Here is a 12,840-nt window from a genome sequence, read left to right on the forward strand (position 1 = left end):
GACAATCTATTGATTATCAAGCGGCTAGCTTTGTTTTCTGTGGTGATGGACGGAATCGAACCTTTGAATGACACTTTCATGAGCTTTTCGTTAAAATATTCTGATTCAGAGCTACTAACGGCAAATATATAAAATTGGGTTAGACAATATACAACCTCGCAAAGGATTTTTATCGTAAACCATTTTGTAAACCAAATCAGTTAAGATAGATTTGTGTAAACTAAGTTGTCGCTTAATGGCCACTTCAAAATACTATCTTAAAAAGCCAAAGCCAAATGGCAATTGCCTGATTTCCCTGTACTTCCGCTATGGTACTGAACAAGTTGTTGTTTCTACAAATCAGTTTATAAAGCCGAAATCCTGGGACGCCAAAAACCAGCGGGCGAAAGCAAGCCACGAGGCATACTTGGAGCTCAACGCCAACCTGGACCGATGGCGGAATGAAGTTCAGAAGATATACCAGCAGCGACTTTATCAAAAGCTGCCGATTACTCCCGCCGATTTGAAGCCGCTGTTTGAGCGTGAGATCAGAACTGACAAATATGAAGCAGCTCCGGAGAAAGGTAAGCCTGGCCTTATCGAGTTCGTCACCAAATACATTAAGTCAGTAGAGGGATTCAAGAATGCTAATACGATCAAGACTTACCGCTCGCATATTAAGATGCTGACCGAATATCAGGTCGATGCGAAAAAGAAGACCATCGCCTTCAACGATATCACGCTGGATTTCTACCATGACTTCAAAAGGTTTATGGTAGAGGTCAAGAAATACAATGAGAACACGCAAAATAAGCACACTGGTCTATTAAAGTTCTTCCTGAACGAAGCGACTGAACGCAAGGAAAATGATAACATAGAATTCAAGAGTCGAAGGTTTTCAACTCCTCGCAAAGAGGTGGATTCGATCTATCTGGATGAAGACGAGATAAAGTTGCTAATGAAACTTGACTTGTCCGCTGAACCGCGGCTAGAAAAAGTGCGGGATCTCTTTATTGTTGGCTGCTTTACAGGTTTGCGGTTTTCCGATCTCACGACAATACAGGCTGAAAATATCTCTCCGGACTTCAAATATCTGAAAACGAAGACAATCAAGACGGATGAATTCCTCGAAATTCCTATTCATCCGATCGTCAGGAAGGTAATGGAGAAGTATAAGGGTAAAACTCCAAACCACTTGCCACCGGTGATATCCAATCAAAAGATGAACGAATATCTCAAAGAGATCGGTGAAAAAGCTAATCTCAGCGATGATGTTGCTTTATTCGAGAAGAAAGGGAAAGTAAGAACTCAGAAAAAGGTAAGTAAGTTTTCATTAATTACGTCTCATACTGCCAGGCGATCGTTTGCAACGAATGAATATCTCGCCGGGACGCCGAGTTACGCCATCATGGCAATTACCGGTCATAGGACTGAAAAGGCATTTTTAACATACATTAAAGTAACCAAAAAGCAGTATGCACGGCAGCTTTCCGAGATATGGAAAGAGCGATTTAAAGATGAGTGATTATGGCAGACAGTAAGAAACCAATTGGGAAATACTCAACATTGAAGCGATTAGGAGAAACCTTTCTAGCAATGAAAGGAGATGACTTACCTCTCGTTCCTTATTTCAAGTATGATATCGTTGATCAGTTAAATGAATTTCATCTGATTTTTCCATCAGAACCCAGCACAACCCTTTATGAAAACACGATTTTCTGGAAACTTGTGAAATTTGCTACTTTCAGCCAGTCGCTCAGATGCTTTCGGTATCATTATGGAGCATATCCGGATAAGATCGAGTTTCTTGACTTCTTCTCAAATGAAATACCTATCCGGCTGACACAGAGCTATTCTGCACAAGAAAAAACAATTTTGGAGGGTTTACTGGCCGAAGTCAATCGACAGCTGGAAGAAAACACAGTGACTCCAAAATGCGAGGAAGAAGTTGACATTTATACGCTTATTCCAAAACCAAAGCTTATCGCCCTAATGAAGACTATCTTTTATGGGACCAAGGAGGATAGCCCATTTGATGCCAATCAAGAGGACATCGTAGCGCTATTGCGCAACTTTACACCATTCAAGAAAGGGAAACGAAGTACCCTTGTGAGAAAAGTGACGGAGAATGTTCCAGAGGATTACCTGCCTGAAACGCTGATTACTGAGCTTAAAAAATTTTTGGGAAATAAGTCGTGAAATTATTATCGCCATTGGAAATGGGCTTATCACGATATGTTTTAATCTCGCCTTCATAACGATATTTAGGAAATCCTGTGTAAAACCAAAGTATTCCTATTCCAAATTCGCCAAGACATGATTAAACCCGCAAGCAAACTAACTTTGAATAATGGATAGCTAAAAATAGATCCTACCGATCAACCGAAACAGATAAACGGCAAAATCCTCTATGATACTTCAAATTGAACCCATCATAAAGCTCATTAAGAAGGGCAGTCCAGATATTGTGAACAACATCAAGTTTGAAAGTGTTGACGTTTACAAATATCTCCAGCGGGCTTATCAAGATACTGACGTTACTACTAATTATATGTTTCAATTTACGTTTAGGAAGTACTACAACTTGGAGGAGGCCAGACTTTCGCATCAATTTCATTTGGAGTACTTCAGAATACTTCAAGACCTCAAGAGCAACAGAGAAGCTTGGAACTATGAGAACGTGATTGAAAAGCTCTACGAGATACCACGAGCAAAAGGAGACAAATCCGTACAGTGCTCTTTTGTATCCAAGATGTTCCATACAAATGATCCCGCCAATGTGGTTTACGATAGCAAGGTGGCCAAAATGTTCAATTTCAGCAATTTAAATTTGATACCATTTGATCAAAAAATCCAACACTTTAAAAATCGAATAGGTACAATTTCGTATAACTACAAAAAAATTATCGATCATGGCTTACTAAGTGAGGTATGTGAATCATTTGACACCAGGTTTGAAAACCATGGACTTCATCCGACTAAAAAACTAGATTTTATATTTTGGTCTGCCGGCAAAATAATTTACTCCCGGACAAAGGATTACCTGGAATAGAATAATTCACTTGCAGTTGTTAAAGAACCAAGTACGATATTCGCGCTTTTCTTCCACACAAAGATGCCCGGCAGCAAATCGGTGGATTGAATACACCAAATTGCGTGGATGTGACGCATATTATTGACTTGGGTGCAACATCAACCAATTATGGGTAATTACATTAAAGCATATAAGACACTGATATGAGCAAAAACCTGACTGAATCAAGCGTTGACAGGAAAAACATATTGAACAATAACCTGGCTTTACAGGAAGTGTATGAGCAGGTAGGCTTCTATGGTATTAAGTTTGAAGGAAAATACCGGTTTACAAAGCAACAGGTAGCTCAGTACTTTGATGTTGACATTCGGACTATCGAGCGAATAATTGAAAGTCATAAAGATGAATTGGATCAGAGCGGATATGAGGTGTATGTCGGCTCAAAGCTCAGAGACTTCAAAGAGCAAGTAGTTGATTTTGTGAGACTTGCAAAAAAAAGCGACTATGGTCCCGACATTGATGTCGGGACCATAGTTCAATTATTTGAGAATGAACTAGATAGCCTTCTAAAAACATCTCAACTAGCCACATATACATATAAAGCATTTCTAAATGTAGGGATGCTTTTAACAGGTTCGGAAAATGCCCAAAGACTAAGAACAGTTATTCTGGATATTGTAATCGACGTTCTAAACAAAAAACTTGGTGGGAAAACTAAGTTTATCAACCAGCGCGAGGAAGAATTCCTGCCTAGTATGATTCGAGAATACAATTATCGACAAGAATTCACAAATGCCTTGGACCTATACATTGACGATAATAAGTTCAAGTATAGCCAACTCACAGACAAAATCTATAAATGTATCTTTAAAGAAAATTCAAAAGAATATAAGAAGATTTTAAACTTAAAAGCTAAAGAAAGTGTCCGCAGTACAATGTATTCAGAGGTTTTAGACTTAATATCCAGTTATGAAAATGGTTACGCTACCTACTTAAAAAATAAGTCTGAGAGGCTGAATAGAAAACTCAAATTGTCGGAAGCACATTTGTTATTTGTTGAATTCGATCAAATAATGGCCGCTTTCGTAGATCCTTTGCGGGAGAGAGCAAGAAGTCTTATGGCAAGCCGAGATTTGGAATTCAGGGACGCATTGCATGAGAAACTGAGAGAATATGTCAATGAAGTTAGTTCCGAGGACTTTGATAAATTTTTAGGAGAGCGAAGTAGGGATCTTGAACAGCGACTTGAAGAAAACAAGGACGTTTTTAAACGTCTCAAAGATCGCTGATTATGGAACTAATCTATTTTACAGACGTCTACGCAATCAGAATTCACGACAAAATCCTCGAAATATCAGGAGGGAAGAAAGGGGTTGAAAATCGAGGGAATATCATCAGTCCATTGCAGCATATTCAAAATGATGATTACTACACCACATTCGAAGAGAAACTTACTCACCTGGTTTTTTCTTTCAATAAGTTTCACGCCTTTACGGATTGCAACAAACGAACGTCAATTGCCTTGGGAGCATTCTTTCTGGAAGTAAACGGCCTCGATGTTTTTGTAAATAAGTTTATCATTGAAATGGAGAATATTGCTGTCACAGTAGCGGATAACATCATTGATAAAAACTTGCTTCAAGAAATAATTACATCACTTATTAACGAGGAAGATTATAGTGAAGAGCTAAAATTAAAAATTATTGCAGCATTGAGCCAAGTAGATGAGGAACATGAAGCTCTTGATCTTGGTGTAGATTTTTATAAAGACCTTTTTTAATTGTAAACGTCAGAGGATTTATAACAGTAAAAGATGTGTGTCTACTTTAAAAAAATGTCCTGGTATGGTAGCGAAACACAATAATAAAGAAAATATCATCTATACGACATATCAGAAACTCAGAAAAATATGATAGAATATAAACTTGAAATTACAAATCTAATTATGCCGTTAGTAAAAGCATTCGGCCTTGTTAGCGATGAATGGAAAAATTTATTTAATCTGGGAATTTATGATTACCTGCAAGCTCAAACCGAAAAATACTATTTTACTAATACCTTTATCCATAGAAGTGAAAAAGTTAGGTTTGATGACATATACTATCCTGTACAGGCAAGGTATAAAGAACTCTGCACTCCATTCGAAAATCTTGATGATGTATTTGACGAGTATAGAAATATAACCATTGTTGGCTCAGCAGGTAGTGGAAAAACAACATTGATAAAGCATATTTTTCTTAAAATACTAAAAGATAATCAGAAGATCCCTATACTTATCGAGTTAAAAAGCATTAACGAATTCAAGGGCGATTTTGAAGAATTGGTATTTGAAAAAATTCTAAACACCAATGTAAAACCAAATCAGGCGATTTTAACGAGAGCCTTGAGAGGTGGCTCGTTCATATTTTTATTTGATGGATACGACGAGATATTCTCAAATAAAAAGCAAGAGATTACCCGACAAATCGAAATGTTTGTTGATGCTTTCCCAAAAAATAATTATTTAATATCGACACGACCAGGTAGTGGTGTAGAGGGCTTCCCACGTTTTTTCGACTTTAAAGTTCAGCAACTAACAGATTCCGATGTTAATGGTTTTGTCACTAAACTCGTCAAGGACCCAGATCGAAGGGCGCGAATGTTAAATATAATTGACAATACCGAAAATTACAGTTACTTGGAGTATTTGAGAAACCCTCTCTTACTATCAATGTTTATTCTTGCATTCGAAAGTCATCCAGAAATTCCAACTAAAAAGAGTGCCTTTTATCGTAATGTCTTTGATACGCTCTATTCGAAGCATGATGGTCAGACTAAGAGTGGGTTTGCAAGAGAAAAAATGTCAAAGCTCCAAAGAGATGAATTTGAGAAGGTATTAAATACTGTTTGCTACTTATCATTAATCGAAGGAGAATTCGTTTTCACAGAAGAGTATTTGTCAGATATACTCAGAAAGGTCAAACAGTACACAAGTTATGATTTCAAAGTTGAAGACATGATTTATGATCTGCAAACAACAATATCTATTTTAATACGCGATGGGTTTGAGTATCGCTTCCCTCATAGATCTATGCAAGAATATTTCTGTGCGCAATTCTTAAGTTACCTACCATCAGAAAAGAAAATAAAAGGCTACAAAAATTTGATTAATGTATTAGAAGAATCGAGTACGGATTACAGTTATAATTTGTGGGATATATGTTTAGAGTTAGATAAAATAGGTTTTATAAAAAATTTCATTTTGTCACAATTATTACAGCACGAAAAGGAATTGTCGAGGGACTCTGACGACGAATTACTAGAAGCATTTATCAAGCAACTAGATGCTACGTTTTTCATGAGAGAGATCAACAGATCAGATTCGCAGGAAGATGAAGAGCAAGATGAATTAGCAATTTTTAGGACAATTAATTTAAATACCTCTATTGTTGATTTTTGTGGTGTATATAGCTATCGCCGATTCGCTTCCTTTCCTAGAACAAGCGGTGCAGAGAATGAATTATTAGCCTTACTTCCTGCTCAGGTTCCGCTAACACGAAATACTGCCTTACCGTTAAAATTCAATTCTATTACAAATCGAATCCTGATTAAACATGGCATATGCGACATAATTCGTGATTACAGGTCCGCGTACTCACAAAAAATATTGGAATTCAGGGATGAGCTTGAAAGAGAAGGGAAAAGCATTGATGAGATTTTAGATCTCTGAACTATCCTTGTTATCAAGCTCCGACTCGAAGATGATCTAAAACATTCGTTAACGCAGGTGGTGTACAAGAAAGAATCTGTTACTGGCGTTATCTCACCTTGAAACAACTGCATTTATAAAAGTTATTGTGTAAAAGCAAAATGGTCAGCAGTAGATTGGATTTCAAGTGTATCAACTCTGTACCTTATTTAGCGATATATAACCCCTTTTTTGGGGCTATTTACATTTCAGGACACTTACAATAGAACATTGATTTCGTAATGTAGGATATTACCGTTTCGCTACGAGACAAAAAGTCACTTTAGACGCTGGATATGCAATCACTATTTTTGCGCTGCAAACCCAGGTCTTTGTATACTCACTGTAGGTACTGATCAGCAATCTTGTCAGTTTGTCTTTTGATTTCATACAATACCGCAAACAAAAGCATCCTTTCCGATTCGTAGTTAGCAATCCAATCCCGTAACTCTAAAACCTGGTTGAAGGTGTGCAAGCGCTTAACTGACTGATTAAAGTTATTACCAATCTCAGTTAACCCCTTACGTAACCTCGTCAATTCCAGGACCGCCTTATCAAACGAATCATTTCGTTCAATGACAGTGACCGGTCGGTTGAAGATTAAATGCCTGACGAATTCACTGAGTGCCCTGCACGTGGTTTTACTACATTTATCTTCTAGTCTAGCATACTCATCGAGCGTAAGTCTGACACCCACCAGTCTCGTTCTGTTTGATTTTCTCTTTTTCATCAGCTCCTATCTTCACGTTCAAACATTAATAAAGTCTTTTAGAATCCCTGGACCGACTTTGGAGGGTAAGGCCAGACCGGGTGCGCAGCAACCGACGATTGTTTAACAATCGTACATCTGGCCAGACGCTACTAACAGCGGCTCAAAAATATAATTTGTGGCATTATCTCTAGAAAATCATAGCTGCCATTGAGTCTAGCGCTACCTAAAATTTTCCGTCAATAGTAAGTATAGTCATCTCATTATTAGCAAATTCGAATTCCATACTAGTCCCGTTTTGGTCCTTTTCCGACAAGAAACAACATTCGACTATCTCGATCTTCCTCTAAATCAAGATTCAACCCAATATTTTCAAGATGGTCATTCATCAATTCCTTGAAATGTATCAGACCACCATATATTAACTGCCAGTCAACTTTACGTTCAATTTCAATAGGCAATGCATAGTTCCTTGACAACGAATTATTTATATTAAGATTAAGTTCGAAATACTTCATAGTTGCTTCATGAAAAACATTTATTTTACTGCCGTCAAGATCGACGGTACTATAATACCAGACAATCAGCTGAAATATTTTAAATTCCTCCTGCCGATTCTTAGGTTTTATTAGTAGTATTTTCTGAATCAAAAATGTCAGAAATGGCACAATAAAATATTTTGTTGCACTACGTTTATCTATTTCCCACATCAACTGCAGAAACAGGCGATGGCGAAGTACCAGAAAAGGTACTTCATAAATATTCTCGATCAAATTCCGGAAAAATGCTATCTTATTCTTTTCACTTAAGCCTTTAATATACCGAGACGCAAAATATTCTTGCAATGATGCGTGCGAAAATGCAAATCGCGATCCATCTTCAACAAAAATACCTATTGAAACTTTCAAATCTAGAATAAGATTATCGTTATCAAATTTGGTTGTGTCTTGTATTTCCCTTTTAATTAGATTAAATTTCTCATTTATATAACTTTTACTGAAAGCAAATGCGCTCTCAAAATAAGAAAGAAACGCAAAACACTCTAGCACACCTACCAATTCTCCTTTTGGAAGTCTTGATCTTCGCTCCCGTTCGTAATTCATTTTCGACTGAACGTCATGAAGTGAAAATAAAGCTTCGAACACTTGAAAGTAAAACTCATTTAACTGTAACGGAACCGTAGAATATGCTTGAAATGTCAAAATAAACATCGATAAAAGAAGAGGATTTTTCAAGAAAGAATCCAGATGGTCATTCTTTGAAGTTTCAATTGTGTGAATGATTTTTGTTGCTAGCTCTTTTTCTACTGAATCGACTTGTTTTTGAATGAACAAAACCACCTCCTCTCGAGACATTTCTCCAATCTTTAAATTATCGAAGAGTGGAAGCATTTCAATTGACGTATAGGGCCTAGATGTTACAATGTAACTATTTGATGGAAACCGTTTGACAAAAGCATCAAATTGAACATAAACATCACTAATTTTATTTGAATCCAATTCATCAAATCCATCAAAGAATAAGGCGAAATCACCCGAATTAAGCATTCGCTCAACAATTTCGGTACTAATTCCTAGCTTTTGAAAAAGAAAGATTTCATTAAAAACAAAATCAGCTAGAGTCCCTGCAAAGCTATTTAGGTGTCTAAATTCTATCTTCAGTGGAATTTTATATCCACTTTCATAACAATCGACAAATAGGTACTTTAAAAGAGTGCTCTTCCCGCTGCCTGCACTCCCCAATATTGTCAGGTATTGATGACTTTTAGCCAGCATCGTGTATGATTCTGTCGATATTCGCTCAGAATTTTTCTTTTGCTCTAAGGATAATGGCTGATAAAACCTTTTTAGAGGAACAGGATAAATCCTGTGCAGCATGGTCTTCGTTGCACTACACCTCGCGTATTCCTGCAGTTGATATTCCAAAAGTCGATTTGAAGCAATTTGAATTATCTCCTGCGCAAAGAGGCCAGTTACTTTGCCGATAAGATCTGATAGTTGTTTCGGAATATTCATTGTTATAAAAAACTTAGATTATCATCTTGCGATTTCGGATCTTCGGCGACCCTGCTACAATTCATTAAATTTCAGCATATCAGCTGCTCAACCCTTGTGTAAGATATTATATTTTCTGATGTTATTTCAACATTTAAATGTTCTATGATTTCACCGGTGAATTTATACTTGCTTTTGTGAAACTCAGGCGACTCAGCTTTTAATCGAACGGTTGCTAACTTGAATCCGATAGATTGTTCTTGTATTTAAAATAATGTTGACAATACCTCATAAAGCCAAAGCAACACAGTCCTGTTCTATACATTTGCTGTTTTGACTTAAATATTCATTCAGATCCTTCTGCCCAGCATAGAACAAGCTCATATCAATTACACGCGGATATGTTTGTCTGATCTGCGCTGCTGCCTTCAATCCGGACGGATCATTATCAAGAAACAAGCACTTGGAATCATAGGCAGATAAATACTCAGATGCCCTTCCTACCAACGAGACCGAATTAAGTATCAGAAAACTTGCATCCGCCACATGAAAAACCGGCAGCATGACATAGGACAAGAAATCCATGAACCCCTCAAAGACGAGCAGGTTGGTATCACCACTTTCAATCATTGTCACGTCCTTTGGCGCAATGCAGGATTTGAACCCTTTACTCCGCAACTCATATCCGCCTGATTGGTTTTTGAAGCAAATACCTTTAAAGAAACGTCCTTGATTTGAGTAGGTAAGCTCTCTGCAATGTTGGTTGGCCACATCAAGGGAGATGCCCCGGGCATTGAGATAATCGGTCAGCCGATGATCTTGAATGTAACCTTCATTCAATATACGTAGCTTATCATTACCTGATTGGTTCAGAACCTGCGCTGCTGTTTGCGGGTGAAAAGCAGAAAAATTGCCAGTAATTAGCCTGATAACCTCCTTCACATCTTTCGTTTTGAAAATACGGCAGGCGAGATCTACTAGGTTACCTCCTACCCCAATTCCATGGTCGTACCAAAGGTTTTTATGGATATCAACTTTAAATGAGGCATGCTTCTCCCGATCTCTTATCATGCTGATATACAAATAGTTATCACCTCTTTTGGACGTTGGCCGGTAGCCATTTTGATCCAAAAAGTCTATTATGCTGTGTTGCTGATTTAATTGTCTTGCATTCATATCTTTTCTTTTTTCACCCGCAGACGTTCCGTTCCGTTCCATTTTCCACGCGTTCCACTTGTTCCATTTTGCCTAAAAAATTCGCTATCTGACTGACTGTTAAGACGTTCCATTTTTAACCAAATTTTTGAGCGAAAAAAGTGGAACAGATGGAATTTTGGAACTTTTGGAACAAATGGAACAAGGTGGAACATCTGAGGCTAAATGGAATTAATGGAACGGGTGGAACGAAACGGAACCTTTGGAACAAATGGAATATTTGGAACAAGCGGAACGAGATGGAACATCTCAGAAACAAATGGAAATAATGGAACGGGTGGAACGAATAGAACTTTGGAACAAATGGAATTTTTGGAACAAGTGGAACAAAGCCGAACTAGCCGAGTTCAATTGCCAGGTCTCGCCATTTCATCGAACATTTTTTCACAATCCCCTCTCATAAACAAGGAGGGGTTGTGAGAAAAATGTGGACTTGTTACAAGCCATTTATTCGTTTAGCCAGCGATGAATGGTCCCCTTGCCTCTATTCAATATTTTGGCAATCTGCTCGATGGTCTTTCCCTGATCCCGAAGCTCCCGTGCCAGGTCCTTCTGCTCCTCCTTGACCGGCATTGCCTCCGTTCCTATGTGCTGCGCTTCGTCGATGTTGTCCTGGACAAATTCAAACCATAGCGTTTCAGGATTCAGACGGATCAGCTTAGCACCGTCCGTCTCTTCGCAATGCCTCGATTTGGAGCGCTTGAAGATCCGGTATTGAATATCCTGTTTGCTCTTTCGAAGGAACATGTCGCTGTCTGTCAAATCAGATTTCACACCGGAACCGCTTTGAAGGTCACTATCGGTCAGCAAATTCCTCGTATGCTTTCGCGTATGATCAGTGATGATGATTGTTGTATCCAACAGATCACGTAGCGTCAAAATCAAGTGCATTGCCTTCGCGACTTCCTTACCGTTGTTCGTATCGGAGTTCAGGAAGGCTACCCTAAAATTGTCCAGAACGATCAGGACAGGTTTCTGGATCATCGACATCTCAATAATCGCCTGTGCTTCTTCATCCAACCCTTTCTTGGTTGTGTAGACATAGCTATTGTATTCCGAAGACCCGATCTCTTCGGGTGGTGCTTCAAATAGCTTCCCTAGCCTTCTACTGATCGTATCCTCGCTGAGCTCGCAGTTGATGAATAAGGTATTTCCGTGATATTCGATTGGCTCGTTCCACAGTGAAGGCCATTTCGCTGAAATAGCAATACATGCTTGGAGGCCTAAAAGCGTTTTCCCCGTACCACGCTCCGCTGCAAAGATTATCGCAGAGTTTTCAAGCACATAATTCCCGAGCAAACGCCTAAGCGGAGCAAGCGTCTTCCCTTTCTCCGCGAGATCCTTCATTGTGTTTAAGGAAGATTTATGTAAAATCTTTCCTTCCGAATGGTTGTATAAACCATTCAGGGCTGTTAAATTTGTCATACTAAGACTTTTAAGTTTCTAAGGGGTAATGCGTTCGAGGCATTATCCCTTTTTCTTTGATTTCTGGTTTGTGTACATGTAATCCAACACCTCCGATTTTACAAAATAGATTCTCCGGTGTAGTCGGCGATACGGTAGCCCGTCCTTTTGCCACTGATGCAGCGTCACCAGGGAAACGTCGAGCTCTCGGGCCATTTGCGCTCTTGATAGAAGTCGCTCATCACTTTTCGACGTAGGATCCGCCTTTGGGCTAAGTGCACTCTTAAACTCCTCTTGAATTACTTGTCTGGTGAAATTTTTGAACTCGTCAAACTCAATAACTAGTAGCTTGGTCATGGGACATTTGTTTTTTGGTGATGGGGTCAAATGTTGAAGCGAAGGCGAAAAAAAGCAAGTATGAAAAAGTATGAACTTTGCTTCAACTGCTGTTAAATGCATTGACAGGCCGTATAGGCATATTTAGCTTAATCACGGCGGAAGGCGTGATTAAGCTAAATATCTGCTTCGAGGTAAGAATTGATAAAGATTGGGGGATAACGTTGCCGGTAAATGGCGGATGAAGATGCGATTCTAGTCGCCAGTTTTGGCGATCTTGCGGGTAATTCGAATCAAGGGAAATTGTAAACTGTGAAGAGTCTAAACCGGAATTTTCGGGCAGCTGTAAACCAGAATGTAAACCAAACAAAAAACCGCTCGACAATCTATTGATTATCAAGCGGCTAGCTTTGTTTTCTGTGGTGATGGACGGAATCGAACC

12 protein-coding genes are annotated in these 12,840 nt (G+C 38.6%); 7 read left to right on the plus strand and 5 right to left on the minus strand.

From position 1 onward, the window contains the following. Window positions 1–235: 235 nt before the first annotated feature. The 6 genes from FHS68_RS26150 (at window position 236) to FHS68_RS26175 (ending at window position 6,722) form a co-directional block, all read left to right on the plus strand. Window positions 236–1,504, plus strand: coding sequence for a site-specific integrase (locus FHS68_RS26150; protein ID WP_167277249.1), 1,269 nt, complete (start codon window positions 236–238; stop codon window positions 1,502–1,504). A 2-nt stretch (window positions 1,505–1,506) separates the two neighbouring features. Continuing rightward, the gene (locus tag FHS68_RS26155) at window positions 1,507–2,178 is read left to right on the plus strand and encodes a hypothetical protein (protein WP_167277251.1); all 672 of its coding nucleotides are present in this window, start codon (window positions 1,507–1,509) and stop codon (window positions 2,176–2,178) included. A gap of 211 nt (window positions 2,179–2,389) precedes the next feature. Then, a complete protein-coding gene (locus FHS68_RS26160) occupies window positions 2,390–3,031 on the plus strand; it encodes a hypothetical protein (protein ID WP_167277255.1) in 642 nt (213 codons plus the stop codon). A gap of 185 nt (window positions 3,032–3,216) precedes the next feature. Further along, window positions 3,217–4,302 (plus strand): DNA-binding protein, encoded by a 1,086-nt coding sequence (locus tag FHS68_RS26165; RefSeq protein ID WP_167277257.1) that lies wholly within the window; start codon window positions 3,217–3,219, stop codon window positions 4,300–4,302. Window positions 4,303–4,304: 2 nt separating this feature from the next. Then, window positions 4,305–4,793, plus strand: coding sequence for a type II toxin-antitoxin system death-on-curing family toxin (locus FHS68_RS26170; RefSeq protein ID WP_167277259.1), 489 nt, complete (start codon window positions 4,305–4,307; stop codon window positions 4,791–4,793). A 129-nt stretch (window positions 4,794–4,922) separates the two neighbouring features. Continuing rightward, window positions 4,923–6,722: an NACHT domain-containing protein gene (locus FHS68_RS26175; RefSeq protein WP_167277262.1), complete on the plus strand. Its 1,800-nt coding sequence runs from the start codon at window positions 4,923–4,925 to the stop codon at window positions 6,720–6,722. Between the two features lie 358 nt (window positions 6,723–7,080). Here FHS68_RS26175 and FHS68_RS26515 read toward each other — a convergent pair whose 3' ends face one another. The 3 genes from FHS68_RS26515 to FHS68_RS26185 form a co-directional block, all read right to left on the minus strand. Beyond that, on the minus strand, window positions 7,081–7,470 hold the full coding sequence (locus tag FHS68_RS26515; protein WP_229212072.1) for a plasmid mobilization protein: 390 nt from the start codon (window positions 7,468–7,470) through the stop codon (window positions 7,081–7,083). 266 nt (window positions 7,471–7,736) lie between these two features. Then, window positions 7,737–9,464 (minus strand): NACHT domain-containing protein, encoded by a 1,728-nt coding sequence (locus tag FHS68_RS26180; RefSeq protein WP_167277264.1) that lies wholly within the window; start codon window positions 9,462–9,464, stop codon window positions 7,737–7,739. 267 nt (window positions 9,465–9,731) lie between these two features. Beyond that, window positions 9,732–10,661: a DUF8464 domain-containing protein gene (locus tag FHS68_RS26185; protein ID WP_167277266.1), complete on the minus strand. Its 930-nt coding sequence runs from the start codon at window positions 10,659–10,661 to the stop codon at window positions 9,732–9,734. Window positions 10,662–10,768: 107 nt separating this feature from the next. Between FHS68_RS26185 and FHS68_RS26190 the strand changes: the two genes are divergently transcribed. Next, complete coding sequence (locus FHS68_RS26190) at window positions 10,769–10,927, plus strand: hypothetical protein (RefSeq protein ID WP_167277269.1); 159 nt, start codon at window positions 10,769–10,771, stop codon at window positions 10,925–10,927. 178 nt (window positions 10,928–11,105) lie between these two features. Here FHS68_RS26190 and FHS68_RS26195 read toward each other — a convergent pair whose 3' ends face one another. Next, complete coding sequence (locus tag FHS68_RS26195; protein ID WP_167277271.1) at window positions 11,106–12,083, minus strand: AAA family ATPase; 978 nt, start codon at window positions 12,081–12,083, stop codon at window positions 11,106–11,108. 42 nt (window positions 12,084–12,125) lie between these two features. After that, window positions 12,126–12,419 (minus strand): helix-turn-helix domain-containing protein, encoded by a 294-nt coding sequence (locus FHS68_RS26200; RefSeq protein ID WP_167277274.1) that lies wholly within the window; start codon window positions 12,417–12,419, stop codon window positions 12,126–12,128. Window positions 12,420–12,840: the final 421 nt, after the last annotated feature.

The sequence above is a fragment of the Dyadobacter arcticus genome, assembly GCF_011762185.1.
Taxonomy (GTDB): Bacteria; Bacteroidota; Bacteroidia; order Cytophagales; family Spirosomataceae; genus Dyadobacter; species Dyadobacter arcticus.